This window comes from Nocardioides silvaticus, assembly GCF_003160695.1.
In the GTDB taxonomy this organism is placed as follows: Bacteria; Actinomycetota; Actinomycetes; order Propionibacteriales; family Nocardioidaceae; genus Nocardioides; species Nocardioides silvaticus.
Map to the genome: position 1 here is coordinate 213,170 of NZ_QGDD01000001.1, position 25,994 is coordinate 239,163.

At 66.4% G+C, this 25,994-nt stretch carries 21 protein-coding genes and 1 pseudogene; 7 read left to right on the forward strand and 15 right to left on the reverse strand.

The window, feature by feature from the left end:
- Nucleotides 1–326: 326 nt before the first annotated feature.
- Nucleotides 327–1,631: a hypothetical protein gene (locus DJ010_RS00965; protein WP_109691763.1), complete on the reverse strand. Its 1,305-nt coding sequence runs from the start codon at nt 1,629–1,631 to the stop codon at nt 327–329.
- Nucleotides 1,628–1,981, reverse strand: a complete 354-nt coding sequence (locus DJ010_RS00970; protein WP_109691764.1) for a hypothetical protein — start codon at nt 1,979–1,981, stop codon at nt 1,628–1,630. Before DJ010_RS00970 ends, DJ010_RS00965 begins: the two co-directional genes overlap by 4 nt.
- Nucleotides 1,982–2,225: 244 nt before the next feature.
- Between DJ010_RS00970 and DJ010_RS00975 the strand changes: the two genes are divergently transcribed.
- Together DJ010_RS00975 and DJ010_RS00980 are read left to right on the forward strand one after the other, a co-directional pair.
- The gene (locus DJ010_RS00975; protein WP_158282881.1) at nt 2,226–3,707 is read left to right on the forward strand and encodes a DUF3987 domain-containing protein; all 1,482 of its coding nucleotides are present in this window, start codon (nt 2,226–2,228) and stop codon (nt 3,705–3,707) included.
- Nucleotides 3,708–4,025: 318 nt separating this feature from the next.
- Entirely contained in the window at nt 4,026–4,793 is a 768-nt protein-coding gene (locus DJ010_RS00980; RefSeq protein ID WP_146207217.1) for a CHAP domain-containing protein, read from the forward strand.
- A gap of 85 nt (nt 4,794–4,878) precedes the next feature.
- On the opposite strand, the gene DJ010_RS00985 is transcribed toward DJ010_RS00980, so the two are convergent.
- Together DJ010_RS00985 and DJ010_RS21905 are read right to left on the reverse strand one after the other, a co-directional pair.
- Nucleotides 4,879–5,076, reverse strand: a complete 198-nt coding sequence (locus DJ010_RS00985) for a hypothetical protein (protein WP_109691767.1) — start codon at nt 5,074–5,076, stop codon at nt 4,879–4,881.
- Between the two features lie 104 nt (nt 5,077–5,180).
- Nucleotides 5,181–5,318: a hypothetical protein gene (locus tag DJ010_RS21905; protein WP_158282882.1), complete on the reverse strand. Its 138-nt coding sequence runs from the start codon at nt 5,316–5,318 to the stop codon at nt 5,181–5,183.
- Nucleotides 5,319–6,182: 864 nt separating this feature from the next.
- On the opposite strand from DJ010_RS21905, the gene DJ010_RS00990 reads away from it, so the two are divergent.
- Together DJ010_RS00990 and DJ010_RS00995 are read left to right on the forward strand one after the other, a co-directional pair.
- Nucleotides 6,183–6,608, forward strand: coding sequence for a hypothetical protein (locus DJ010_RS00990; protein ID WP_109691768.1), 426 nt, complete (start codon nt 6,183–6,185; stop codon nt 6,606–6,608).
- Nucleotides 6,609–6,752: 144 nt separating this feature from the next.
- The gene (locus DJ010_RS00995) at nt 6,753–9,896 is read left to right on the forward strand and encodes a serine integrase family protein (RefSeq protein ID WP_109691769.1); all 3,144 of its coding nucleotides are present in this window, start codon (nt 6,753–6,755) and stop codon (nt 9,894–9,896) included.
- A 335-nt stretch (nt 9,897–10,231) separates the two neighbouring features.
- On the opposite strand, the gene DJ010_RS01000 is transcribed toward DJ010_RS00995, so the two are convergent.
- Entirely contained in the window at nt 10,232–10,996 is a 765-nt protein-coding gene (locus DJ010_RS01000) for an SHOCT domain-containing protein (protein ID WP_109691770.1), read from the reverse strand.
- Between the two features lie 322 nt (nt 10,997–11,318).
- Here DJ010_RS01000 and DJ010_RS01005 point away from each other — a divergent pair, with 322 nt between their 5' ends.
- Entirely contained in the window at nt 11,319–11,864 is a 546-nt protein-coding gene (locus tag DJ010_RS01005) for a DUF2510 domain-containing protein (RefSeq protein WP_158282883.1), read from the forward strand.
- 370 nt (nt 11,865–12,234) lie between these two features.
- Here the strand turns inward: DJ010_RS01005 and DJ010_RS01010 are convergent, their stop codons facing one another.
- Nucleotides 12,235–14,598: a tyrosine-type recombinase/integrase gene (locus tag DJ010_RS01010; protein WP_109691772.1), complete on the reverse strand. Its 2,364-nt coding sequence runs from the start codon at nt 14,596–14,598 to the stop codon at nt 12,235–12,237.
- Nucleotides 14,595–15,002 carry a hypothetical protein gene (locus DJ010_RS01015; protein ID WP_146207218.1) on the reverse strand — a complete coding sequence of 136 codons (408 nt, stop codon included), beginning with the start codon at nt 15,000–15,002 and terminating at the stop codon, nt 14,595–14,597. Before DJ010_RS01015 ends, DJ010_RS01010 begins: the two co-directional genes overlap by 4 nt.
- 516 nt (nt 15,003–15,518) lie before the next feature.
- Between DJ010_RS01015 and DJ010_RS01020 the strand changes: the two genes are divergently transcribed.
- A complete protein-coding gene (locus DJ010_RS01020; RefSeq protein WP_109691774.1) occupies nt 15,519–16,631 on the forward strand; it encodes a tyrosine-type recombinase/integrase in 1,113 nt (370 codons plus the stop codon).
- 194 nt (nt 16,632–16,825) lie between these two features.
- On the opposite strand, the gene DJ010_RS01025 is transcribed toward DJ010_RS01020, so the two are convergent.
- From DJ010_RS01025 to DJ010_RS01060, 8 genes and pseudogenes are all read right to left on the reverse strand, one after another.
- Entirely contained in the window at nt 16,826–17,518 is a 693-nt protein-coding gene (locus tag DJ010_RS01025; protein WP_109691775.1) for a lysophospholipid acyltransferase family protein, read from the reverse strand.
- A 175-nt stretch (nt 17,519–17,693) separates the two neighbouring features.
- Nucleotides 17,694–18,281, reverse strand: a complete 588-nt coding sequence (locus DJ010_RS22990) for a PaaI family thioesterase (RefSeq protein ID WP_369333137.1) — start codon at nt 18,279–18,281, stop codon at nt 17,694–17,696.
- Nucleotides 18,278–19,411, reverse strand: coding sequence for a BtrH N-terminal domain-containing protein (locus DJ010_RS01035; protein WP_109691776.1), 1,134 nt, complete (start codon nt 19,409–19,411; stop codon nt 18,278–18,280). The genes DJ010_RS22990 and DJ010_RS01035 overlap by 4 nt, the downstream gene beginning before the upstream one ends.
- Nucleotides 19,412–19,568: 157 nt before the next feature.
- Nucleotides 19,569–20,291 carry a transglutaminase-like domain-containing protein gene (locus tag DJ010_RS01040; protein ID WP_109691777.1) on the reverse strand — a complete coding sequence of 241 codons (723 nt, stop codon included), beginning with the start codon at nt 20,289–20,291 and terminating at the stop codon, nt 19,569–19,571.
- Nucleotides 20,288–21,748, reverse strand: a complete 1,461-nt coding sequence (locus DJ010_RS01045) for a cytochrome P450 (RefSeq protein ID WP_109691778.1) — start codon at nt 21,746–21,748, stop codon at nt 20,288–20,290. The genes DJ010_RS01040 and DJ010_RS01045 overlap by 4 nt, the downstream gene beginning before the upstream one ends.
- Nucleotides 21,749–21,810: 62 nt before the next feature.
- Nucleotides 21,811–23,028, reverse strand: a complete 1,218-nt coding sequence (locus DJ010_RS01050) for an NAD(P)/FAD-dependent oxidoreductase (RefSeq protein WP_109691779.1) — start codon at nt 23,026–23,028, stop codon at nt 21,811–21,813.
- Nucleotides 23,029–23,039: 11 nt separating this feature from the next.
- Nucleotides 23,040–24,413: pseudogene (locus DJ010_RS01055) on the reverse strand (cytochrome P450); the annotation flags it as partial.
- A 22-nt stretch (nt 24,414–24,435) separates the two neighbouring features.
- Complete coding sequence (locus DJ010_RS01060) at nt 24,436–24,756, reverse strand: 2Fe-2S iron-sulfur cluster-binding protein (protein WP_109691780.1); 321 nt, start codon at nt 24,754–24,756, stop codon at nt 24,436–24,438.
- 122 nt (nt 24,757–24,878) lie between these two features.
- On the opposite strand from DJ010_RS01060, the gene DJ010_RS01065 reads away from it, so the two are divergent.
- On the forward strand, nt 24,879–25,889 hold the full coding sequence (locus DJ010_RS01065; protein ID WP_109691781.1) for an AraC family transcriptional regulator: 1,011 nt from the start codon (nt 24,879–24,881) through the stop codon (nt 25,887–25,889).
- Nucleotides 25,890–25,994: the final 105 nt, after the last annotated feature.

Consider the following 25,994-nt stretch of genomic DNA (forward strand, 5'->3'; position numbering starts at 1 on the left):
GGGTTCTGCGGGCTACCCCGGTGACCAGCGGATCGGTGCCGCGAAACCGCGCACACGCCGCATGCGCTGACGCTGCGACCGCGCTCGAACCTCCTCCGATGACCTTCGTCGTCACTGTCTTCCGTTCCGTTCCCACCCAGTCTTTGCGTTCTCGGCAGACGGTAGTTGAGGGGTCCGGCCGAATGGACCGTCTTGACGAAACCGTGACGCCTTCGCGTCCGGTGAGGCTTCATGCCGCTGCGGAGGCTCAGATGGCTGTAAGGCGAGGGCCACGCGTGAGATCGCAGAGTGAGGAGGAGCGCTAGATGCGCTCCTCCTCACTGGTTCTACGGATGCATGAGGGCGATCCCCTCGGTCAGGGTATCCCTGACCTTCTGCTGGGTGTCTCGCCCGAGCACGATGAGCTTCTCGAGCGAGGTCTTGGCCTGGTTGGCCAGCCGGCCGACCTCGTCGAGCTGGCTGATGCCGGAGAGCGCGATGCTCAGCCTGGTCTCGACCTGGGCAAGGTCGATCTCTGACCCGTCGTCCTGCCTGACCTTGAGCATCGCTACGTGCTCTCTGAGCAGCAGGTAGATGAGCTCGACGCTCTCGGCTCGTTCGGTGCTGACGACGTACGCACAGGTGTCCACTCGGGCGAACGATCCGCCCCCGGGCACTTCCGCGTCGGTCGGGACCAGCACCAGACCGCCAGCCGCGTCGCGCACGCGGCAGCCGTTGGCGATCTCGTCGCGATGTTGCTTGGCCGTGAGTGGGCGTGTGCGCGACTTCGCTTCGACGACGATCCGTACTTGCCGACCGTGGCCCGTGATGGCCTGCGACAAGGTCGCCACGCCGTCGCCCGAGCGACGGGTGGTGCCTCCCGTTCCCGGCTGGCTGCCGGTGCGCTCGAAGATGTCGCCGGCCGCCGTAACGACCTCCTGGCACAGGGCCATGGCGTCGTCCTCGTTGGCGGCACCGATCGCTCGACTGCTCTTGGCGCCGGCGTTCTTGGCCACCTGGGCGGCCTCTACGAGGCTCTTCAGCGCGACCAGCTGTTCGCCGAGTTCGCGTCGTGCACCGCCCAACTCGTCGAGCAGGTCCTTCCGCAGCATGCGGACCGGACCCTCCCGATCGAGCGAGAGTGCGTCGCGAACCGACTCTGAGTGGCGCGCGAGCGCCGCGGTGATCTCCTGGACTCCGGCATCCTGGACGGCTCGCGCCGCCTCCATGACGCTGGCCCTGACGCTTCCAGCCTGGCCGGCCAGAGCGGCCTCGACCTGAGCTGGCAGCTTGTCGAGGACGGCACCGGCCGTTCGAGCCACGGCCTCTTCGCCGCCGCGGAGCAGGGTCAGCGTTTGATCGAGGCTGGCTAGGGCGGCTCCGGATTTCTCGTCCACCCGCTCGGCGAACGCGTCGAGGGTACGGGTGAGGCTGCCGGTGTCGATGCCGGCAGTGCCGAGCGAGAGCGCGACCAGTCCGACGGGGATCGCCCGCCGAACCAGGTCGGCCGCAGCCTCGGGACCGTGCTCGGTCATGTGGGACCGGACGAGGGTCGCCGCCTCACCATGGATGACCGAGAGGTCGTGGATGACGACGGTGTCGGCGTTCACGGCGACCGGAACTGTTCCCTGGGGGATGTGCGCGACGGTCATCGGGCGCCTCCCAGTCCAGCCGGGAGCGGCAGGTCGGCCGGGAGGCCGAGCCGTGCCTTGCGGCAGATCAGGCAGTCCTCCGGCGAGGTCTCCGCCGTGTGCAGAAGGGCCGCTTCCCAGCTCCAGAGCTCGTCGAGCACCAGGTACGGGTCGTCCAGCCGGTCGCTGAGCGCGTCCTCGACCTGCAGCTGCAGGTCACGCAGGGACGCCTCGTCGGGGCTGTGGTGCGCCGCAGCGGAGGCGGTGCGGTAGGTGAGCTGCACCCAGAGGTAGAGAAGACGTTGGGTCTCCCGGTCGCGGGGTGGAGCCGGGGTGGCAGCCAGCGCGAGTGCGGGCTGCGGCTGGTTCATCGGTGTCACGTGGACCCTCCAGCGGGTTTCGGCCGCAGCAGTAGGGGCCGGATGCCCCCGCCGTCTGCGGGGGCTCTCTTGTGTGGCCCGCCAGCACCGGTTGGCGCGAGCCGTGGCAACGCAAGACGTGACACAGGTCACACCGAAACGGTTCTACATGCGATTGCCCTCCGATCGACACCGGGGACCTTCGGTGTTCGCCGCACCAGCGGCATCCCACCGAACCGATCACACCAGGACTCCAATGACCTCCCCCACCAACGACTCCTCCATCTCGATCAACGACGTCGCCCTCGTCGTGCGGCTCCCCCACGACCTCCGCGACGCCCTGAAGGAGCGGGCCGCTGCCGAGGACCGCTCCGTGGCCTCGCTGATCCGCGTTGCGGCGCGCGCCTACCTGAACAGGCGGGGACGACCAGTGACAGTCACTCAGGACGCGGAAACCAACTCGCCCGCACTCGCGTCCGACGAAACCTCCTTCGAGCTGCTCGGGCGGCTCAGGCTTGCGCGGCGGCTGGAGAGCCGTGACCGCGCACCTGAGCTCGACAACGACGCCCTCCACGGTCTCGCCGGACAGGTGGTCCGGGCACTGGCACCGCTCACCGAAGCATCGGCGCCCGCGATGCTGCTCACGCTCCTGGTGACGTTCGGCGCGATGGTCGGCCGAAGCGCCCACGTCAACGTCGGACATCAGAAGCACTATCCGCTGCTGTTCGGCGTCGTAGTCGGCTCCTCTGCCAGGGCGCGCAAGGGAACGTCAGCAGCCGCTGTCCGCCCGGTTCTCGATGCCGCCGACGAAGACTTCATGACCACACGTCACCTGCGAGGTGGCATCCAGTCCGGGGAGGCGCTCATCCAGGCGCTCGCGTCCCTTGCCGAAGACGGTGAGGTCGACCTCGACCAGCGCCTGCTTCTGACCGAGGAGGAGTACGGCCGCCTGCTCACCATCGCCGGTCGCCAAGGTTCGATCGTCTCGGCAGTCCTGCGGTCTGCATGGGACGGCGACGCGTTGAGCGCGCGGACCAAGGCACAGACGCTCATCGCCGAGCAGCCCCACCTGTCCGTGCTCGGCCACGTGACCATCGGGGAGCTCAAGGTGGTCCTCAAGCCGGTCGACATCGCCAACGGGTACGCGAATCGGTTCATCCATGTGCTGAGCCATCGCGGGACCTTGCTTCCCGAGCCCGGACGTCTGACCGACGCCCAGATCGAGCTGCTCGGAGCCCGGCTGCGCGCTTCGGTCAACTTCGCTCGCAGCGTTGGTGAGGTCAAGCGCAGCGCAGACTTCCGGCGTCACTGGGACACGCTCTACCGGATCGTCGAGTCGCAGCCCTCCGGCGGAGAGGTTTACGACTCGCTGACGGTCCGGGCGAGCCCCCAGATGCTTCGCCTCGCCACGATCTACGCCCTACTCGATCAGTCCCCGGCCCTCGAGGCGGTACACCTCCGGGCAGCGGCCGCGCTCTGGGAGTACTCCGAAGCGTCCGTCGCCCACATCTGGGGTGCCACGCTCGGCGACGAGCGCGTGGACCGCCTCTACTCCGCCGTGAAGGCGGCCGGCGCGGACGGGCTGGACCGCACCCAGGTGAGCGAACTGTTCGGCAAGAACAAGACCAAGAGCGAACTCGACGATCTCGTAGCTCGCCTCATCGATCTCGACCTCGTCGTCCTGTCGACTCATGCCACAGGGGGCCGGCCCCGACAAGTGATCACCGCAACGGGATGACAACTACTCGGACGAGCGTGGAGGTTTCCGCTGACCCTTCTTCGTATTTTCGTTTGGTTCGTCCCCTTGGAACCATCAGCGCCGTAGCGCTACCGCCAGCGCAGCGGCATTCTTAGCCACGCGCACCGCCGCTCCACATCGGTGGCACCGCCGTGCTGCAGCCGCAGTTTTGTTTCAATGCGGGACCGTTGCTGCAACAGGCCGTCGTTTCGCTGCGGAGCGGGGTCATCGGCCGCTAGCGTCTGGCCATTGACGCAGGCTAGGGGGCCCTCGATGCGACTTCTGGTTCGACTTCTCATCGGGGCGATAGGCCTCCTGATGGCAGCGCAGTTCCCGCCGGTGGCCCAGGCAGTCACAACCTACTCGGTCTCCATCAAGGGCACAGTCGTCTGCGATTGGAGTTCCGACGCCGTTCAAGGAGTCTGGGTGGAGAACCTCGACGGCGGAGACAAGTGGGCCTCGTGGTGGGCCTTCCCGGGCCGGTCGAACGCCGCCTACTACAGCGTCACCGTCACCGCCACCCGGCCCGACCCCGTTCTTCGCCTCGACATCGGCTGCGGCCGAACCAGCTCCGGTGGTTGGCGCCGGACCCTGCTAACACCCGATTTCCGCACCCGTAACGGATATCCGGAAAACCGTCGTTGCATCGGCACACAGACCGCTGCGAACCGCGCACGGGTCTGCAAACCGTCTCCAACGCGCACGCTGACCTACAACACCGGTATCAGGGGCTACTGCACCTGGGGCGCGCTGGAGAAGTGGAGGAGCTTTGTCGGCTCCTACCCGAACATCACGGGCCATGCGATCAACATGGACAATAGCGCGAAAGCAAACGGGTTCTACGTCTCGAGCGTGCCGCACATTGCCTCCATGGTCGTCTGGAACACCAGCGGTTATGGGCACGTCGGGTGGGTGACCGCTGTCCGCAAGACCAACGGCAGGGTCTACTTCGACTCATTCGACATGAACGTCGGCAGTTGGGTCGACCAAGCCGCGGGGATCACCACAGGGTTCAACCAGTACAAGTCCCGGACGAACATTCCGTGGGACACCTCGGTCCACGCGTTCATCGTGGCGCCCACCTGACCAACCGCAACCAAGCGCGACCGGCCTCGGAGTCGGCCTCGGAGTCGCTCGGGGCGGTCAGCCGTCGAAGCGAATCCGGCGATTATCAGCGCGACGCGGGCAAACCCGCGGCACAGATCGCAGCTCCGGTCAGTCCAGCTCCGATGTGCGTGGCGGCGGTGCCGTCGAGGGCGAGCAGGATCGTAAGGACACTCGCGCCGGCCGCACCCAGAAGTTGGAGGCCGAGGTCGCGGTTGATCTTCACCGTCTCCGGCAGGTCTCGAAGGTTCACCAGCAGTCCCATGACGGCAACCTAGCCGGTACGAAACAACCCGCCCCGGCCCCGTCGCGCTTGCTGTCGGCGGGTGCGGCGCCATCCATTGATAGTGAGGGGAAAGGGCCTCCTCCTCACTTACCGCGGCTTCTCGCTTTCAGGGCGATCGCGGCGGTCTCACCGGTGGCCTCGGCGAGCTCTGCGGCCTCGATCAGGATCAGCTTGCCGGCCCCGGGGTAGTCGCTCTCGGGAGCGGAGGCATCGCTGGTCACGGCACCGGTGCCGGCATAGTGAGCACGCCACCCGCAGTGACCCAGAGGGCATGCTCGAGGGCGTCAGCGATGATCTCGGCGACCCATTCGCCGTCGGCGAGGAGCACGGCCATCCGGGCCCCCCGGACGGCCGTGCTCGGCCCGCTCCTCCGCAGCCGCCAAAATCGGTTCTGCCATCTCGGCGCGCCGGTGGTAGGGGAACCTGTCCACGCCCCGCAGCATACGGGTCGGCTGCGACTGCTCCCCGGCCCTCTTGGCTCGCTCATGGCGCGAGTGGCTCAGTCTGTGCGCCTGGCCCCAGCGGGCCGCCTGCTCGTCGGTGATCGCCCACCAGACCTGGTCGTCGCAGCCCCGCACGCGCGCGTGCTCCGGACGCGACCAGCGGCCACCCGTGCGTTCGGGTAGTGGAACTCGAGATGGCCGGGTGACTCGCGTGCGTTCCCTCGGGACCAGCTCTCTCTATCCGCAGATGCTTATGCGAGGTCGAGCCTCATGTACCCGACTCGATGCGCTGAACAGTGGACGACGATGCCCTTCTTGTCAGGGAGGTTCGGCAACGTCTTGGCCCGAGCAGCTGCGCGCTCACCAGTAGCAAACATGGCCAACACTCGTGACCTCATCCTTCAGGCGTACTGCGCCGAACTACGCCGCCTTCGCGCCCTGACCCCTCGCGCGCAACACAGTGAACTCGAGGCGACCTCTCCGCTCTGGGCACCCGTGACCGTGAGCACCTCCGCGACCTGACCGGGCGCTGGAACTCGATCTCGCGTCTTCGCGCGCTACGGCCACTGCTGCGCCTCGAGCGGCGCGCACCCTCCCTACCTGACTGGACCTGCCGACCAGAAGTCCGAACAGGAGTACTACATGCGAACCCATGAAGCCGCCGCGGGCGCCGTGGCGCTGATGACCGCTGCGAGCACCGCAGACGACGAGTGCGCTCGGCTGGCCACCCGACTGGCCTTCACGCCGGTCAATGACCGCGTGCTCGTCGCGTTTTGCCTCATCGAGGCCTGCTGGTCATGGGCTCCGCCAACCGCGACCAGTTCGCACCCCGTTCTCGGTCCCACCCTCGCGGGGCTGCGCGCTGGCGACGTCGAGACAGTCCGCTCTGCCCTGATCGCCGCGATGACCCGCAAGGAGGCCGGAAGCTACGCCGCGCTGCTGGTGCAGCTCGCCTGTGCGGCCGTGCACCTAATCCCCGACCTCGACGACCGGCTCCAGGCCCGGGGTCTCGCCATCGCAGCGGAGCCCGCCGCGGCAGAGCGGCGACGCGTCGGGAACGGCCAGTGAGCGCCACCGCACGGCTGGCTTCAAGGTCTTCCCCGAGGTGGAGAGGTCGGCATCCATCTCGGTGGGTCAGAACTCCTCCATCGATCCCATTGCGTCTGGCGACCTCGCCGGCACGGTGCATCGCACCTACCCGAGGAGGATCCATTGACTCAGTACACCGACCGCAAGGTCTACAACCCACTCGCCACGAAGTTCGGCAACGGTAGCCCGGTCAGCGGTCACGCCGCCCGCTTCTCCGTCGTCGGCAACGCCGGGGGCATCGCCGGCCAGCGCGCAGCCCACTTCAGCATCTACTCCGACAACCCGGACATCGCCAAGATCAGCGCCTTCCCGGACACCGCTTGGGACCCGGCACAGCCCGACGTCGGAGCGCAGTACGGCATCACTTGGATCACCATGGCCGACCTCCACCACGACGCCGCCGGCCACGAGCCGATTGCCGCTGTCGTGTGCGTCGGTGACGTGGTCTTCCTCAACATCACGCTGTCCTCGACGCTCAAGCACATCGTGCGCCCCGACGGCGAGGACCTCAACGGCGTCACCGTGCTCATCATGTCGCTGCTCAACCACTTCCCCTCCCTCCGGGAGGTCTGCTGGGCGGACGACGTCACACGCGCCGGTCGTGACCGGGCCGACTGGTCTCAGATCACCAACAAGTGCAAGATCCGCGACGTCACGATGGTCTTCGGTGGTCAGCGCTATGACCAGTCGATCCCGGGTGACGAGCTCGCGCTCGGTGCGCTCGGCCTCGTCGGCGGAAGTGACGACCCGAACCGCCGTCGGCGCATGACCGGCAAGCGCCTCATGAAGTACAAGCTCGGCGGCGCCGCCCTCGCCGAACGTCAGATGCCCTACGGCTGGGGCCACAAGAAGGACAAGCACGGGCGCACCGTCGAGGAGGGCGACCGAGGCATCGTCCCCGAGGCGCAGCGCCAGATGGCTCCGGTGATCGAGGCCATCTACCGGGCCCACGCGAATGGCGAGTCCTATCAGGACATCACCGCGCGCCTGATCGCCTTCGAGGCCGAGGGCCTGATCGTGCGCCGAGACCACACCGATCTCGACAACACCTTCGCCCGCGCGGTCGACGACGACGGGGCCTCCTACGGAGCCGCGAAGAGCTTCTTCACGCGGAGCGACTCCAACCCGCGGGTGATTCCCAGCGACCTCGACATCGCCCGCTACCTGGAGGGCGAGGACCCCGCCGACGTCTTCGACCCCGACGTGCGGTTCTTCATCGCCAAGGTCGAGCTCGTCAGGACGAGCCGGTACTACCGGCGCCTCAACAACGACATCCGCGGCCGGAACATCGTCCTGGACGGCATCTCCGCCACCTACCGTGACGACCTGGACGAGTACGGGTACTTCGACGTCCTGTCCGCGTCCTGGGGGTGGCCGACCGACGACAAGGGGAACGAGATCCTCCGCTTCGGCGTCCCCGACCGCGTCTGCCGCGAGGTGGCAGCGCGTCTCCTGCGCGAGCTGCGAGCCCCCAAGGCACCAACGGGCGGGCAGGCACATCACACTCCCACCCGGCGGGCTCTGCAGGGCTTCTCGAGCTGGTTCGTGGCACCCGGCGAGCTCGGGTCGAAGTACGACGACGAGCCCACGCAGTGGGGAGTCCAGGCCCGCATGAACCTCAGCGGGCGCGCCAACTGCATCCTGCTCTTCCGCCGCGAGTCCGCCGCGACCGGCACCCGCACCGGACGCGGGTGGACCTACTTCGGCCCCGGCGAGAGCCGCCCCGACCACATCGCCGCGACGTTCCCGCTGACCGAGCTCGCAGCCTCCGTCGCCTGCCGCCTCGACCACGCCGTGAGGAACCTGCTCGACCCCACCACGATCGCCCCGCTGACAGCAGCACAGCGACGCGGCGACGACCCCGACCCCACCACGACCTGGCGCCACCAGATCGCACTGAAGGCCGGCGCAAAGGAGCCGCTCGAAAGGGAGATCACGGGACACCGCACGATGGCGGCCCTCAGCGCAGCAGCCGGCGACGAGGAAGAGGCCAAGGCCTACGCAGCGCAGGTCACCGAGGTGAAGACGAAGGTCGCCGCCCTCGACGCCGAGATCACACGGCTCAAGGCGAAGATCCGCAAGCACCAGGCAGGCTCCGCCACCGCGCGACCCGACCACGCCGACATCTCCGTCGCCGCCCACCTCGTGGCCGGGCTCGAGGCCGCAGCACGAAACAACGGAGAAAGCCCCTCCAAGTTCGGCACCCTCTGCGACGAGACCTTCATCGACTGGCGCTTCCACGTCGACGGCGAGGACGTCGTCTGGGCCTGCACCGCGCTGCTCCCCCTCGCCTCCGGCGGACACGCCCAGCTCCCCCTCACCGGCCGGATCCGCAACGTCCGCACCCGCACCGGCCGCAACCTCGCCAACACCGACACTGTCGTGCGCTACCTCTTCGAGGAGGGCCGCGAACTGACTGCAACGGCGGACCTCCTGCAGGTCACCCGCGCGACGCTGCTCAAGAAGCGGGTCATGCCCTGGCTCGTGACCAACGGCATCACCTCCCGCGGAGCCAAGTGCGCGCTCGTCGACCACCCGATCTCCGAGGTCCGCCAGGAACTCCACCGCTGGGTGACGCGCGGGTCCGACGACACCAGCTCCCCCACGAGCAACTACATAGGGCGGCTCAGAGCGACGTACGCTGACCCGAATCTGTCCTGGGGCGACGCTGCCGTGCCTGACGACACCGTCTGGGTGTCCGACGCGATCAAGATGCTCACGGCAGACAGGACGACTCGCGAACACGGCCTCCCGGTGCTCGACGTCGCACTCGCCCTCGGCAAGACCGAGGCCGAGATCCGCGAACTGGTAAAGCCACAGAAGCGAGCCGCCGGCTTCACAAGACCCGTCTACCTTGCCTATGCCAACGAGTCCAAGACACACGTCAAGGCGGTCCCCTGCCCGCCCGCACGGCCGGTGCCACGGCCGGCGCTTCGCCGACCACGTCATCCTCCTGCCCGAGGTCGCAGCCAGCGGGTACGGCGTCATCTGCTCACACTGCCGGCGGGCACCAGCCGAGCACGGTACCTGGCCCACCGCGCAGTACCCGGAGAATTACCTCGGCAGGTGGACCAGCGCTGGCGTGACCGGGAGCTTGCGCGAGACTCCTCGCACCGTCCGAAGCCCTCGATGAAATCGTCCAGCCCGGCTTCTCTGCGTGGGCCGAGAAGCCGAGCTGGACTAGCGATGTGCCCGAGCGGCCGTTCAGCGCCTCCTGCCCTCCTCCTAAGAGAGAAAGCGGCGGCTCCTGAGGACGACTGGCCATAGCGAGTAGTCGGCCTCGTCGAAGAGGAGGCTGGTGGCGTAACCGAGCTGTTCTTCGTAGCCGCGGAGGAGCAACGCGTCCGACATGGTCTCAGTCCACATCATCGTCCCGTCGCCGAAGACAGGCGGGTGTGCATCGGGCGGGGCCGCGTCGTCGTAGGTCCAGAAGCGGTCAGGCTGATCGGATGAAGTTCGGCGCGGCGTTTGACCACAGGCGTGTCACGAGCGGCGCGGGGATGGACAGTGTCAGGGTGAGCGTGGTTGTTTCGTTCATGGTGGTGAGCGTCCGGCGCTCTGCCACCTGCGCAATCGGTGTGACAATGCAACGCTGCGTCGAGTCACAGACGGTCGATCAGTTCGGCACGCTTGGCAGCGAACTCCTCATCGGTGAGCAGACCGTCGCGATGCAGTTGGGTGACCTGCTTCAACCGGGCAGCCGCACCGCTGTCGGGGGTGTCGAGGAACTCCTCGAAGTTCACCGCGCCGCGCAGCCGGGCGCCGACGGTCGCCAGGAAGGCCTCGAGCCCACCGACCCGGGCTGGAGGTGTCCAGTCCTCGGGCGCCGCGTCGATCCGGAGGTGGAGCCACGGCTGGTTGCGTTTCGACTTCTTCAACGCGCCGCTGATGGTGAAGAACCGGTCACCGGTCAGGTACCCGACACCTGAATGCAGGCTCGCGAACTTGGTGCGCTGGTAGTACACGTCGGTCGTCTCCACGCTGCTGCCGGACGAGGTTCGCGAGCAGCACACGATGCGGTGCTCGGTCGCGAGGAGAACACCCGAACCGTACGGCCGGCCGAGGGCCTGGTCGCAGCGGTCGCCCCAGGACCCGGGGACCGCCGCGAGAACCGGCTCGGCGGCGCCGAGCAGTTTCTCCGCGTCATCCAGCAGCGCGGTCATGCGGTCGTTGCGCTGCGCCACGTACAACCAGCGCCGAACCTGACTGCTGTCCTCGCTGAGCTTTCTCCATTCCTCGGACAGCAACAGGTATCCCTCCACGTCCATCGGATCTGCGTGGAGCCGCTCCTCCATCCGCTGCTGCACCGCGTCGAGCTGCACCTTCAGGTCTTCAGACCACCGTTGCAACTCCTCGATCGAGTCCATCCGTGCCCCTTTGTTGCCATCGCGGCAGATGCTAGGCGGCTTTCTACCCCAACGGACGGGGTTTGCGGCTCCTCATCACCGCAGGCGAGGCAGGCTTCCTAGGGGCTGCACCCCTCCGGCGCATCCGGCTGCGACGTTCCCTCCCAACGATGGTGGGCCGGCGCGGGCGTCATCCGGTTCCGGTCGATCGCCTGCATGCTGGTGCGCGGATGGTCTACGCCCCCGTGACATCCCCCTGACCGTGTCGGCCAAGGCCCGTGAGCGCCCACGGGAGTGGAGACGATCGATACAGTCGGCGGTCAAACACGGGGGTCGGGAGCACATGGGACTGTTCGACAAGCTCGCAACGGGCATGGGCGTCGCGGTTGTCGGAGCGGTCGTCGCGAGCGCCGCCAAGAATGCGCAGGAGGAGAAGCGTCGCCGTAACTCCTACCTGCACTTCAGCGACGGGATCTCGCAAGAGGAGTTCGTCGAGCTCGCCGAGAGGATTGGCCTGCGGCTGCCGAGGGTCAGCGAAGTGTTCGTGATCGGCATGACAGTTGTCCTCGACGTCGACTCGAACACCGGGCTGACGACCTGGTCGGCGGTGGTCGACTTCAACGACTACGGACATCTGACCGGCACCTACTGGTTGAACTCGGAGAACGACGACTCACCGATACCGGACCGCTTCGCCGATCTGATGCAAGCAGAAGTCGTCAGGCGCCTCAGCGCGGCTCAGGAGGCCAAGAGCTCCTGGGCGCCGGCTGTCACGGCTGCGCCGGCCAGCGCAACACTCCCTCCGGCGGCTTGGTATCCCGACCCTTACCGGGTCGCGCGATTCCGCTACTGGGACGGCCGAGCATGGACGCACCATCTGGCGCAGTGAAGGGTTCTGGTCGCTTCGAATGCGGATGCTCGTTCGCCGCTGGGCCGCTGCCCGTCCGGCTTCGGGGTGTTTGACGTCGCAGCTCGGTGCCTTCGGGTCGCTGACAGTCGACTTACGACCAGCGGTATCCCTGCCGAGCCCTTGCCCATCTCATCATTCCGTGTGCTTCGTATGCGACATCAGGCTTCGGGCGATTTCACGCGAGTACGTTTCCGTTCCCTAAGACGACGCCTCAACTTCTCGAATCCCCACCCCGAACGTGCGATGCGCGACCGATGGTAAGCAGGTTCATAACGTCGTCCAGGCAACTTGCGAGCGGTCACCTGGAGTTGATGAGGCCTTTCAGGGACCTGCAAGGCGGTCAGTCGGATCAGTCGCTGGCGATCTGAAGCCGGTCCGGGGCGTGCTCGAGGAGGTAGCGCAGCACGCTGACACGGGTGACGTGGCGGCGGCGCTTGTACTGCTGGCGAACCAGAGTGCCGTCTGCAACCAGTGCGCCGATCTCGCCACCCGTCAGTCCGGTCAACGTCGAGACCTCTGCCCAGGTCACCAGCTCGACAGGCGGCTCCGTTGCCTTGCGATTGTTGGACGGTCGCATCTCCTGTGCTGCGGCGAGGCTCTCGCGGGTGACCATGCGTCGACCGTCGTGGGCGCGTTCGTCCTTGTCCAGGGTCCCGTCGTCCACGAGATGCTCGACCGCAGCCACGGTCGTACCGAGCGTCGTGGCGGCCACCGAGTACGGCACGGCCCGGCCGTGCAGTTCGGACTGGTGTCTGTAGTGCTCGCGCAGCCACGAGGCGGTGGTCGCCGGGACGATGAAGTCGCGCTCACCCCATGCCTCAAGCTCGAGCCCCTGAGCGCGAACCAACTGGTAGACGGCGTGGTAGGTCGTGTGCACCTCGTCGGCGAGGCGCGCCAGCGTGACCCGGTCACTGAGCCGCTCGCGCAGAGCCATGGCGTCGGAGAGACGCACGCGCCGCTCCTGGCCGCTCCCCCGACCGCCCCAGGGGATGGACGGGACCCGACCCTCGGCCATCCATAGCCTCGCGGTCTTGGGCGTGACGTCCCAGAGGGCGGCGGCCTCAGCGGTTGCGACGAGCGGCTCCCCTCCCTCGTCGGTCATGAGGACGAGCGCGCCGCGCTCGGCGAGCTCGGCGTCGATGCGGGGGCCGTCCAGCGCGAGGTACCCCTGGTTGCCCGTGGTGCAGCGGATGGTCGTGGGGATAGCGAGCCCGACCGGGAGGTTCGTGGTGAGCTCGCGCTGGATGAGGGTGGCGATGTTCTTGGCGGGGCGGAGCTTGGGGTCGTCGAGCAGGTAGCTGCGGTGGAGGACTGCGGTTCCGGCGAGGTGCCCGGCGAAGCGCTGCGTGTGGCTGTCCTTGACCTCGAGTCGGTCGAGGTCGGACAGGATGGTCCTGCGCATGTCGTGGGGCGTGCAGGAGAACATCTCATCGATCACGTCTTCCTCAGGGGTGCAGTCCACGTTGGCGGCCCCGGCGGCGTTCGCGAGCGCCTTGCGGAAGGCGGCCTGTCCCCCGGCGTCTCGACGTCTCAGTCCGGGGACGAGTCGGGCCTCCTGGCGAATCACGCCTTCGGCATCGGTATGGAAGACCGCGATGACGATGCGGATGAGGTCCATGAGGACGGGCGGTACGACGAGCACCCGCTTGGAGTTCGTGGTCTTGAGCTCTTCCTTGTCGTCACTGGTGACCGTGGCCCCGTGCGGGGCGGTCCGGGAGAACTTCTTGCCGCCTTGCGCCTTTACCGCCACGGCGCCGTACTGGCCCGCACCCTGGTCGAGCACGTCGTGGACGCGGATGCCGTAGGCCTCACTGATGCGGAGACCGAGGATGCGCATGAGCCAGAGGACGAGCTGGTGCACGACGTGCAGGCGCGAGGCGATGTCGGCGCAGCGCGTCAGGCTGACCGGCTGTCGCGGCGCGCTGGGGAGCCTGTCGGTGAGGTGCATCTTGAGGCTGCCGCGGTCCTGAGGGACCTTGACGCCGTGGTCGAGGGCGTACGCGCAGACCTCGTGGAAGGTCCACATGACGTCGTTGGCGACGTCCTGCGACAGGCTCCCGCCGGTGCGCGGTCCGCGCCGGAGCTCGCCCGTGGGGCCCAGGATGTTCTCGCTGTAGAGGTCGGCGACAAGGAAGCGGTGCACCGTGGCGGACGGGTCTACCGCGACGAGTTTGCCCTCGGCCTTGCGGCGCTTCAAGGTCGACTTCGACGCCATGTTGGGGAGGGCGAGCGCCTCGGCCATGGTGACGAGGTCGGTCGGATCGATCCCCTCGGGGACGGTGACGGTGGCCTGGGTCGTCGAGCGGGTGAGGGATGCCTGCAGCGCCTTCACCTCCTGGCGCGTCATGGTCTCCAGCGTCAGGCCCCGCTCGTCCATGAAGGTGGCGATGCGCTTGAGGTGGCCCTTCGTGGCCGTGGCGCGGTCGTGCTTGCCGCGACGCAGCTCCTCGTAGTACTCCGCGTGCCACGGGTCGGCCATCGCGCGGAAGGCAGTTCCGGTCTCGGCAGACCGGCCGGGTGGGCGATCGGTGTCCGGCACAGGAAGGCTGGTGCCGGACTCGATCGCGGTGATGCCAGCAGCGATCCAGCGGTCGGCGGCGTCCTCGGTGGCGAAGGTGTAGGCGTGGCGCTTGGTTGCGCCGCGGTGGATCGGGAGGCTGGCGGTCCAGCCGGCGCCGGTCCGCTTCTTGGACCCGGTCAGCTTGCGGCTCATGCTGCACCGCCCTTGCCGACCAGGCTCTTGAGGAGCGCGATCGTGTTGGCGCGCTCATCGGCGAGCGTCTGAGCGGCGGTGAGCCGCTCCTCGAGGCGGATGACCTGTTCGCGCAGGTGCTTGGTCTCCTTGGACTCCCGGCGGGCGGCGAGCTCGTTCTCGACCTGCTCGACCTGGGAGGGGCCGAGCACGCCGGTGGCGACGAGGTCGCTGACCGGCACCCGCCAGGTCTTGCGGCCGGTCTCGTCCTGGACGGCGTTGGGCCAGCGGCCCTTCCCTGAGTTGTTCCAGGTCTTGATGGTCTTGAGGTCGCGGCCGGCGAGGTCGGCGATCTCGCTGAGGGTCAGCGTGGTGTCGGGGCTGTAGGTGGCCGGCGTGTCGCCGGGCTTCATCGGTGCGGTCACGTAGAGGGACCGTCCGCCGCGATCGAGGCCGGGCAATCGAAACGCGTGGGCGGGCTCAATTCTTTTCAGCGAACCCCATTCCGAGTCCCTGATCGCCCCAGGTCGCCCCTGGCCGGGCACGCGCGTGGGGACATGACAGCCGTGCATCGAACGTGGCGCGCACCAGGTGCGACCGGGCTCACCAGCGGTGCGCCGCGCACAATCGAGCCGACAATCGGCCTCAAGGGATTGCCTCGGTCCACCAGATGTGGCCTGAAACGCGCTTGGCCCCCACAAGATGTGGGGGCCAAGGTGTGAATCTTTCGATTCTCGAGTAGCGGGGGCAGGATTTGAACCTGCGACCTCTGGGTTATGAGAGACCCTCCGGCCCCGAATCGACAGGTGCGCCGAGCGTGGATTCACGGTAAAGTCCCAGGTCAGAGGCCACTTTCGATTCCAGGCTCGTCCCCGATCGTCCAGCCTGATCCGGGCACGGTCTGCTCACAAATGGCTCACATGCGATTCGGGGAGACACATATGGCATGGGTGGTTGAACGACACGGCGCCCGCGGCACTCGCTACCGCGGCGGCTACCGCGACCCCGACGGGCGGCTCCGCTCCGCGGGCACCTTTTCCACCCGCCGCGACGCCCTCCGCGCCGCCAACCGGGAGGAACAGAAGGTCCTCGCCGGCGCATGGCACGACACCACACTCGGCGAGGTCACCTTCCACGACTACGTCCGGGGCGAGTGGCTGCCCAACAAGCACGTCGAGGCCTCCACTCGCGCCGCCTACATCTCGTATTTGAACAAGCACTTCTACCCCTACTTCGGCCAACGCAAGCTCAACCGCATCTCGCCGTCCCTGGTCCAGGACTGGGTCACCGAGGCCAAAGGAGCCGGGCTCTCGCCGCGGTCGATCCGCAAGTACCACGTGATGCTGTCCTCGATCTTCGCCCGCGCCGTGAAGGACCGGGTCCTGGTCCACAACCCGTGTGACCACACCGAGCTGCCCAAGGTGATCACCCGCAAGGCGCGCACCCTGACCCCCGACGAATACACACGCCTGCTCGCTGCGATCCCCGAGCAGCACCGGCTCATGGTCGAGACCCTGATCGAGGCCGGGCTCCGGTGGGGCGAGCTGATCGCGTTGAAGCCCCGGCACATCGACTTCCTGCGCCGATCACTGACCGTGGAGGAGACGATCGTGGAGGTCTCCAAGAAGCACTCCCCCACCGGCCAGCGGTACCTGGTCAAGCCCTACCCCAAGGACAACGAGCCCCGCAGCTTCGGCGTGCGGCAAGCATGGCTCGATGCCATCGCCCAACACATCCAGACCAACCACATCGGGCACGACGACCTGCTCTTCGCCACTCGGGCCGGCACGCCGATCTCGAGGAACACGTTCCGCACCCGGATCTGGCTCCCCTCCGTCAAAACCTCCGGGATCGACTTCCCCGTCCGCGTCCACGACCTCCGGCACGCCCACGCCTCCTGGCTGCTGGCCGGTGGCGCCGACCTTGCCTCCGTGATGGAACGCATGGGTCACTCCCAGATCCAGACCACCCAGAAGTACCTGCACACCCTGCCCGACACCGACCAACGCAACCTCGACGCCCTTACCCGCATCCAGAATCGAGGGGACTCGTGACTCGCGCACTAGGCGACGGGATGCGGGCAGGCATATCCACCACCGGCGGGTTCGAGCTGTACTACGACATTTAGGTTGTAACTTGATCGAATCACTCATATTCGGTCTTGTGTCTCGCCGTGCCATCGCTATTTTCGGACGCGAGATGGCACCAATCCGCCCTGCTCTCCTCCAGCCCCGGCATCACCGGGGTATCACCAGGACGTTCTTCGTTGCCGGCTGCCTGTAGGCCGGTGACTCGCGCCGCGTCGCTCTGCCACTTGATCCAGCATCCGGGTCAGGGCGTCGGCAAGTCGGCGCGTACCGGCGATCACCGCTTCGGGATCAGGTCCAAGCTGCCTGAGATCGGTCAGGTCCAGCGGTGGACCAATGTCGATGGTCACGGTGGGCCGCTTGAACAGCTTCGGGCGGTGGCTGTAGGCCGGCAGGATCTCTTCGGCGCCTCGTTGGGCAACGGGAATGAGCGGTGCTCCTGATTCGAGCGCTAGCCGCACAGCGCCTGTCTTGAGTTCCATCAAGCGGCCGTCAGGGTCCTTGGTGATCGTTCCTTCGGGATAGACCACGAGCAGTGCACCGCTGCGAAGTGCCGCCAAGGCGGCGCCGAATCCGTCGGCACCATGAGATCGATCCACCTCCACATGTCCGGCCGCACGGAACCACCTCCCTACGATCCCTTCCTCGAACAGGCTGCTCTTCGCAAGAAACGCCGGGGTCCTCCCTTGGGCGAGCACCATTTCGGCGACGAGCAACGGGTCCAGTTCGGAGACGTGGTTCGCGGCGAGTACGACTGGGCCGCGTGCGGGTATCCGCTCGACTCCACGCCAGTCGCGCCGGCGCACCAGCATCAGAATCGGCTTGCAGATCAGGAAGGCGACCCACCATGCCACGCCCCAGTCCGCGTGCGCTCCGGGAGACGTCACCGGATGATCACCCCGGGTTCTTCGAGCGAAGCGCGGCACACGGTAGGAGTGCGCGCGGCCCGGTAACCCGATCCGGTGCGCGTTCGCCAGCCATCCTCGGCGGGATCGCAGCGAGCACCCCGGCGTCGCGCATCTACGGAGCTCATTGGTCCTGACTCCTCCCGTTTTTTTGGGTGCCAGCTGTGAAATGGCCGGGACCGACGGTTACAAAAGTGGCTTCGGCTGATCCGACCTTCTGACCGGCGTCGTCCCACGCGTCAGCATGGAGCAGCAATCGGCGTCCTTCGCGTTTGGCGACGTGGGCACGAAATGTGTAAGGACGGTGCAACCGGAACGGCGCGTGGTACTCGATAGCGAGACTTCTCGTGACCGCGAGCGATCCGACTGTGTAGAGCGAGAAGCCGAAGAGATCGTCAAATGCGAGGGCGACTGCTCCTCCGTGGGCGATGCCGGGCGCGCCTACCTGGGCCGCGACAAAGCTGTGCACCGCTTCGACGCCCGACGCAGTGCGGACCGCGCGAATATGCAGCCCGGCGGGATTGTCGGGCCCGCATCCGGCGCAGTCGGGGGAATGTGGGGGCAGCGCCTGTCCGACTTCCACGTTGCCCTGACCGGCGAGGTGCGCCGCCCATCGCGGGACCACGCCCTCAGCGCGAGAGGCGGGCCCGTCGTGCCCGTCCAAGCGTGCGTACTCGTCGTTGCGATCCCCCGTTGTCGGTATGTGCGTCACTCCACTTCTCCCCCGGCCTCGATCACGATCTCGGTGCCGTCAGTCGACGCGACGGCAGGAGCCGGCCAGTGGTCGGCGGCCAACGACGTTGCGGCAGCCTCCAAGGACTCAACTAGACGCGATTCCAGCTCTGGCAGCCGTCCAACAATCGAGGCGACATCGTCGACCCGAGACCGTGGATCGGCCTCGCGTTTGACCGCGGCTCGTGCGGCGTCGGTCCAGGTCTGCGCACAGTGGGCGGCTTCGTTCGCAAGGTCTGCGGTCGCGGGGTCACCGGTCAGCCGTGCGACCTCTGCGCAGCCGTCGGCGACCAGACGGCGGAAGAGCCCGCCGCCGGTTCCTGCTTTCTCGATGAAGGCGCCGAGGCTGAACAGCAGGATCTCGAGCTCGTTGTCGGGAAGTTCCGCCCAGTTCGCAACGTCCTCGGCGACCAGAGAAACTGCTTCCATGCCTTCAGCGCCGACGGCCGCCGTGGTGGGTTCGGCGATGCTGTGGGCCGACGGATCGCGCATGTTGGCTGCAGACTGACTGAAGGCATCTGCCGCGATTTCCGCGATGGCGGGCAGCGAACGGGGCCAGGTGATCCGGTAGGTGCAGTGGCGCGTGGGCTGCGGGAACGCGGTGGAGGACCGTGCCCGAGCCAACGCTTCGAATGGAACTTCCTGGACCTCCGCGCGGTCGTTGTCCACGACGAAGGCGAGCTTCTTCTCCTCGTCGTAGCCGATGACCACGATGTCGTGGCGGCTCATCTGCAGCTGGACCCGCAGGTAGGGCAGTTCGGCGATGTCCCCCCACACGAGGCTGGGTCTCCCGGCGTCGAGTTCGTCTCGGACCCACGACCATCCCGCCTCCGGATCGTCGGTGGTGAGGACGTGCACAAGGCCGCCGAGTCGTGCCGGTAGGTCTACTTCGAAGTCGGCGCCTCGTCCCACCAGATACAGCGGCGGGAAGAGTTCGCTCGATCGGAGGTAGGACAGCCCCAGGGCGCCGCCGAGCACGAACACCAGGCCCTCGTCAGGCGGCCCGTCCCAACCGAGACCGTGCCAGTGCAGTAGATCGCGCATTGCGCCCGAGCCGCAGTGCCCTCCCATCCGATGCGGGTAATCCCGGATCATGATTCTTCGGGGCATGTGACGTCCTTCTCGTGTGGCCGGATCGTGGAGACGGGCTTCGTTGTTCCGGTATCGACCCAGGCACTCCTGGCGGTCATGTCGACGTCGACGAGCAAGGCCGAGTCTGTTCTAAGGGCCGAGCAGAGAGCGAAGGCCGACCATCCGGACTCGAACTTCATTCACGCGACCCGCCCGCTGGCGAGATGGGCGATGCATTGGAACGGATCTGACTCGTCGGCCTCAGCGAGAAAGTGTCGTCGACCGCATGCGCGGAGGCATCCACCATCGATCCATAGGTATTGCGAAGCTCGATCAGGATCTCAGCCAGGGGCAGGTCGTCGTAGAGACCGCGCTCGTGGACGTATTCCATGTGCTGGGTTCCGTCAGCCGTGAAGGCGTGCATGAGCGCGTCGTGCTCACCGTCGAACTCCACCGGCGGAACACCGAAACGAGCACACAGTTCGACGTTGAACGCCGGAGTGGCCTTGAGCCACTTCCCGTCGACGTGGAGACTGCTGTATCCGTGGTAGACGAACAGGTCCGTGCCGCCCATGAGCGTTCGCAATGACTGGGTTTGCAGATGGTTGCGGACATCGGCGAAACCCAAACGCGCCGGAATGCCTACCGCGCGGCACACCGCAGTCAGCAGCACGGCTTTCGGGACGCAGTAGGCGCGGCCGGTCTGAAGCACGAAACTCGCCCGGTAGTGGGCTGGATCGGCCGACACGGTGTACGGGTCGTACCAGACCTGGTCACGGACGGCAGCGAACAGTCGTCTCGCTTTCTCCGTGTCGGTCCTCGCGTCACCGACCGTGGCAGCGGTGAAGTCGCGGACCTCCTCGTGCTCGAAGTCGAGAAATTCCGTCGGCTCTAGGTAGGACGCAAGTATCTGACTCATCGGCGCTCCAGGGTGACCGGCAACCCATCGACGGGAATCGGTAGTGAGGTGTTGTCCCACCTGACTTCGTAGCCGTCGGGGACCGTCCAGCTGTAGGTACGCAGCATCTGGTGCAGGATGGCCTTGACCTCCAGGGTCCCGAAGTGGAGACCAATGCACTTGTGCACCCCGCCACCGAACGGGATCCACCCGAAGCGGTGGTGTTGGTCTTCCCGCCGCGGCTCGCTGAAGCGTCCCGGGTCGAATGTGTCGGGGTCGGTCCAGCATGACTCGTCGAAGTGATTGGCGGCCGGAGCGACGGCAACCAACGTGTCTGCTGGAATGTGGCTCCCGGCAATCTCGACGTCCTCGACGGTCTTGCGCATGACGATCGGCACGGGCGCCACCAGGCGCAGCGTTTCCTTGATCACCAGATCGAGAGTCGCCAGCGACTCCAGGTCGACGATGTTCGGGGTCCGGTCGCCGAGTCGGTCGGACTCGGCCCTGGCCTGCTCCTGCCACGCCGGGTGCTTGGCGAGGAAGTAGGCGGCCGCCGCAGTGGTGATGGTCGAGGTGTCGTGGGCGGCCATCATCAAGAAGATCATGTGGTTGATGACGTCCTCATCGGTGAAGGCGTCCCCTTCAGCGGTCTGCGCATGGCACAGTCCCGCGAACAGGTCGCCGTCCTGACCCTCGCGGGCAGCAGGCAGATGTTGTGCGAAGTAGGCCTCCAGCACTGCTCGCCCACGCACACCAGCTCGCCAGCGTGTCCCCGGCAGCGGTATCCGCACGATCGAGCTGGCTGCCCGTACGGTCGACACGAAGGCGTCGTTGATCGCATCGGTGTCCTCGTTCCCGCCTCGCCCCGCCATGAAGACGTCCGTGGCAACGTCGAGAGTCAGGCTCTTGAGCAGGGGGTAGAGGCGGTTGGACGTGCCGGCGGTCCAGCCTTGGATGTTCGCCTCGACGGTCGGTCCGAGTTGGTCGACGTATCCGGCAAGCCGGTCACGGGTGAACGCTTCCTGCATGATGCGTCGATGCATCTTGTGTTCGTCGAAGCTCATCAGCATCAGGCCACGGTGGAAAAACGCGTCGATGAGATAGGTCCAGCCGTCCTGGGAGAAGGACCTCGCCTTGGTGGTCAGTGCTTCTTGTGTGGCCTCGGGGCCGGCCACCGCCACCACCTTGGTGCCGAACGCCCCCATCCAGGACACCGGACCGAAGCGCCTGTATCTGGCACGCGTGAAGTCCGACCCGAAGCGGATGTAGTCCACGGTGTGTCCGAGGAGAGGGAGTCCGGCGGTCCCTTGGACGGGCTTGAGTCCGGAGCCTTCCGGAGCTGGGGCGAGCTCGTAGACCGGCCACCGGTCGCTTGCCTCGCGCAGGGCAGCGTCCCATCGACTCGGTAGCGGCGCCAGGAGCAACGACGAGAGCCGGTCGCGCCTCTTCGTGATTACTCGTGGGAAGAGGTTCGTCACTTGATGTCCTATCTATGAGCGTTCCCGGTGGTCAGCAATGGAGGCGCACTACGCCGCTCGGCCTACCCCCGTACGTCGGTCAGATCTGGGGCAGCCAACTCCGCCCGCCCCAGCAGCGGAGCACCTTGCGCCAGGAGCCGCTTGGTCATCATGAACTCACGGGGACGGTTCACGCAGTCCGCGGCGATCAGCACACCTTGGCGGAGGTAGAAGCAGGTGAAGTCGCGGTCTTGACGGGGATCACCGCTGAGAACGACTTCGTCGTAACCGGTGTTGAGTCCGGCGATCTGGAGCTTGACGTCGTACTGATCTGACCAGAACCACGGAAGCGCAGTGATTTCTTTGGCCTTCCCACAGAGGGTGGCGGCGGCCACCTTGGCCTGCTCCCCCGCGCTCGGTACGCACTCGAGACGAACTCGACGACCGTGACTGGCCATGGTGCGGCTCGTGCAATCGCCGGCCGCAACGATGCCGGGGTCGCTCGTGCGGGCTCGATCGTCAATCGCGATGCCGTTGTCGACAACCAGGCCTGATGCCGAGGCGAGTTCGGTGTTCGGCTCAACACCGATGCCCACGATGACGAAGTCAGCACGAATTGATTCGCCGCCCGACAGGAGCACTTCGCGGACCTGGGTGTCCCCGGCGATGGCCTCGACAAGTGCATTCGTCCGAATGCCGACGCCCGCATCTCGGTGGATCCGCTCGAAGAATGCTGAGACCTCGGGGGCCGTCACTCGTTCGAGGACACGCTCGGTCGCCTCGAGCACGGTGACGTCGAGCCCCAACGCGCGCAACGACGCGGCTGTCTCCAGCCCGACGTAGCCCCCGCCGACGATGACGGCTCGCTGTCCGGGCGAGGCGGCCCCACGGATCAGCTCGACGTCCTTGGCGGTGCGCAGGTAGTAGACCCCGCCAAGAAGGGCGCCAGGTACGAGGAGCCGTCGCGGACGAGCACCGGTGCACAAGGCAAGCTTGTCGTAGCCCAGCGACTCGCCGTTGCCCAGCACCAGGTGACCAGCGGTGCGGTCGATCGACTTGATCGTCGCATCCAGAAGCTGAATCTCCTGCTTGGCGTAGAACGCTGCGCTACGGATCGCCAGATCCTCAAGGGTGCTCTTGCCCGCCAGCAGGGCCTTCGACAGGGGCGGGCGTTGGTAGGGCAGCGCCGACTCATCGCCCACCAGGACGACCTCCCCGGTCCACCCCTCCTGGCGCAGACTCGCTGCGAGCTGCGCGCCGGCATGGCTTGCGCCGACGATCACCGCTCGCGGCCCGGTCATGCGCCGGCCTTCGGGGTGAGACGGACCATCAACTCACTGATGCCGCGTACGAAGTTTGACTGCACGTACTCCGGCTCGCCCACTACCTCGATCTCCTCGAAGCGCGGGAGCAGTTCCTCCCACAGGACCCGCAACTGCAGCTCGGCCAGCCGGTTCCCCATGCAGCGGTGGACGCCGAAGCCGAAGGAGATGTGGTTGCGCGCGTTGGCCCGATCGATGATCAGCTCGTCAGGCCGATCGAAGACGGCGGCGTCGCGGTTGCCCGAGGCGTACCACATCACGACCTTGTCGCCCTCACGGATGAACTGACCGTTCAGGATGGTGTCGACCTTGGCGATCCGGCGCATGTAGGCGAGCGGAGTCTGCCAACGGATGACCTCCGAGACCATGTTGGGGATGAGGTCAGGGTTGGCCTTCAGCTTCTCGAACTGATCCGGGAACTGGTTGAGCGCAAGGACACCACCACTCATCGAGTTGCGGGTCGTGTCGTTGCCTCCGACGATCAGCAACACCAGGTTTCCGAGGAACTCCATCGGGCGGTCGATGAGGTCCTTGGTGTTCTCGTTGCTCTGCAGCATGGTGATCAGGTCGAAGCCGGGTTCCTCCCCGGCAGCAGTCCGGGCGGCCTTATCGTGCCAGAGGGCGCTCAGACCTCGCGCCATGTCGCGCATGCCGCGGAAGACCTCGTCGTTGTCCGAGGGACCGCCGTTGGCCTGCTCCATTGACGACGCAAGATCCGACCAGTAGGTGAGCTGGTGTCGTTGCTCGTACGGGAAGTCCAGCAAGGTGGCGAGCATGCGGCCGGTCAGCTCGATCGATACGCGCTGCACCCAGTTGAAGGGCTCGCCCACCGGAAGGTTGTCCAGCACCTCTCGAACGCGCTCTCTGATGAGACCCTCCATCTCGCGCAGGTTCTTCGGCGCTACGACGCCTTGGACCGCCTGCCGCTGCAGGTCGTGCCGCGGCGGGTCCATCGCGATGAACATCTCGATATCGAGGAAACGAGGTGGCACGCCGATGACAATCAAGGGTTCGGCAGAGAAGACATCATGGTTCTTGTCAACGGCGATGATGTCGGCGTGCCGAGTGACAGACCAGAACGGCCCGAACGGGCTGTTGGGCTGGTAGTGGACGGGGGCTTCGTTGCGCAGACGCTCGAAGTAGGACTTCCACCGGCCCTGCCGGTACATGAACGGATTGCTCATGTCGATGTCCGCGAGCTCGATCTCCTCGACCGGCGGGATGGGGCTCTCGACAAACATTCTCCTGCCGTTGGTCCCCGTCACCCACCTCCTGGTTTTGTCGTAAAGATGCGCGCCCTGAATCTGCCGCTCCATCGGGATGGTTGCCTGGACCTTGGCGGTGACCGCCTCAGGAATCTTCATCACTTCTACCCGTTCTCGCTGGTCACATCTGGAATTCAGGGAGCCGGACTGTCAGCCCGTCCCATGCGTCGCAGACCGCCATCTGGCACGACAGTCGGGAGGTCGGTTCACGCTCGGGGTTCATCGCGAGCATCTGCTCCTCATCGGGACCGGAGAGCCCGACCCGCTCCGACCACTGAGGGTCAACAATGACGTGGCAGGTCCCGCAGGCAGCCTCTCCGCCGCAGTCACCGTCGACGCCGGGCACCGCGTTGTTGGTCGCGACCTGCATCAACGACTGCCCTTCGTCCAGGGACGCCGTGTGTGTCTCGCCGTCGTGCGACACGAACGAAACCATTGCCATGATCAACTCCTGATGCGATGTCGGGGCCCAAAGCCTTAGTGCCGACTCTTGTCGCGGATGCTGGTCGTGGCTATGTTCACCCGGGCCATATAGTTGTGAGTTCGGCTCAGGGAAGGGGTTCGATGACCCTCAGCGAAGCGGGTGTGCCCTACACCGCATTCGCGCAGCTGCTCGAGAGCCAGGCACTCGGCGCGGACGCTGTCGCACGGTTCCGCGCCATCATGGATCGCGAAGGCGTCACCGAGGCGACCTTGCTGCAGGACGACGCCCAGGTCCCGGTGCGGTGGTTCCGGGAGGTCTATCCCACGCTTGACACTGAACATGCCACCGACCTCGGCCACACGTTCGCAGAACAGGCTCAGTTGACCTCTTTCGGCCCGCTAAGCCTCCCGCTGATCAGCGCAGGATCAGTAGCCGAGATCATGGAGCTGCTCACGTACCTTCCCTTGATCACGACAGCCGTCACCACACGATTCCATCCGAGCGTTGACGGCCTCACCGTCGGGCTGACGGGCCATATCGGTGATCCAGATCTGGACTGCTTGCTCGTCACCTACTGCGGCTCGGCGCTGCAACGATTGATCCACATGCTGGTCGGCGACGAGTCAACCGTCAAACTGCACACCAGCTGGCCGGCGCCCGCCTCCATAGCTCAACACGACCACCCACGCGGGCACTTGATTGCCAACGCCTCGATGACGTTCGTCCACGTGCCGACTGAGACGCTGAACGAGGTCTGTCGGTTCTCCGATCCCGTTGCATATCGCCTCGCAATTGCCGATCTGCGGGAGTCCCTCGAGCACAAGATCGAGCCAACATCCTACTCGGACAAGGTACGGATGTCGCTGGACGAGGCTCGTGAACTGAAGACCTGTCAGACGGTCGCAGATGAGCTGTCGATGTCCGCCAGCACTCTCAAGCGGCGCCTCCAAGAAGAGGGCACCACGTTCCGCGACTTGCTCGAGACGTCATTGTTGGAACGCGCCACGCTGCGGCTGCTCGACCGATCTGCGTCGGTCAGCGAGGTCGCCATCGACCTCGGGTACAGCGACCTCACCAACTTCTCGCATGCCTTCAAGAGGTGGACTGGCCAGTCTCCGAGGCAGTTTCGAGAATCGTGCCAGAGCTGGTGATCGATCCGTTCTGCGTCCGACTCGCTTACCCGCGGTGTCGACAGCGACGACGGGCAGATGACTTTTCGTCCTCAACATAGTGACCGCCTCCCCGGCACGCCCGGG

What these genes read in the sequence shown, in the direction of transcription:
- DJ010_RS00965 (WP_109691763.1), bottom strand. Translation starts at nt 1,631, where the DNA reads ATGACCGTCGCGCACATCCCCCAGGGAACAGTTCCGGTCGCCGTGAAC.
- DJ010_RS00970 (WP_109691764.1), bottom strand. Translation starts at nt 1,981, where the DNA reads ATGAACCAGCCGCAGCCCGCACTCGCGCTGGCTGCCACCCCGGCTCCA.
- DJ010_RS00975 (WP_158282881.1), top strand. Translation starts at nt 2,226, where the DNA reads ATGACCTCCCCCACCAACGACTCCTCCATCTCGATCAACGACGTCGCC.
- DJ010_RS00980 (WP_146207217.1), top strand. Translation starts at nt 4,026, where the DNA reads ATGGCAGCGCAGTTCCCGCCGGTGGCCCAGGCAGTCACAACCTACTCG.
- DJ010_RS00985 (WP_109691767.1), bottom strand. Translation starts at nt 5,076, where the DNA reads ATGGGACTGCTGGTGAACCTTCGAGACCTGCCGGAGACGGTGAAGATC.
- DJ010_RS00990 (WP_109691768.1), top strand. Translation starts at nt 6,183, where the DNA reads ATGCGAACCCATGAAGCCGCCGCGGGCGCCGTGGCGCTGATGACCGCT.
- DJ010_RS01000 (WP_109691770.1), bottom strand. Translation starts at nt 10,996, where the DNA reads ATGGACTCGATCGAGGAGTTGCAACGGTGGTCTGAAGACCTGAAGGTG.
- DJ010_RS01005 (WP_158282883.1), top strand. Translation starts at nt 11,319, where the DNA reads ATGGGACTGTTCGACAAGCTCGCAACGGGCATGGGCGTCGCGGTTGTC.
- DJ010_RS01010 (WP_109691772.1), bottom strand. Translation starts at nt 14,598, where the DNA reads ATGAGCCGCAAGCTGACCGGGTCCAAGAAGCGGACCGGCGCCGGCTGG.
- DJ010_RS01020 (WP_109691774.1), top strand. Translation starts at nt 15,519, where the DNA reads ATGGCATGGGTGGTTGAACGACACGGCGCCCGCGGCACTCGCTACCGC.
- DJ010_RS01035 (WP_109691776.1), bottom strand. Translation starts at nt 19,411, where the DNA reads ATGCCCCGAAGAATCATGATCCGGGATTACCCGCATCGGATGGGAGGG.
- DJ010_RS01040 (WP_109691777.1), bottom strand. Translation starts at nt 20,291, where the DNA reads ATGAGTCAGATACTTGCGTCCTACCTAGAGCCGACGGAATTTCTCGAC.
- DJ010_RS01050 (WP_109691779.1), bottom strand. Translation starts at nt 23,028, where the DNA reads ATGACCGGGCCGCGAGCGGTGATCGTCGGCGCAAGCCATGCCGGCGCG.
- DJ010_RS01060 (WP_109691780.1), bottom strand. Translation starts at nt 24,756, where the DNA reads ATGGCAATGGTTTCGTTCGTGTCGCACGACGGCGAGACACACACGGCG.
- DJ010_RS01065 (WP_109691781.1), top strand. Translation starts at nt 24,879, where the DNA reads ATGACCCTCAGCGAAGCGGGTGTGCCCTACACCGCATTCGCGCAGCTG.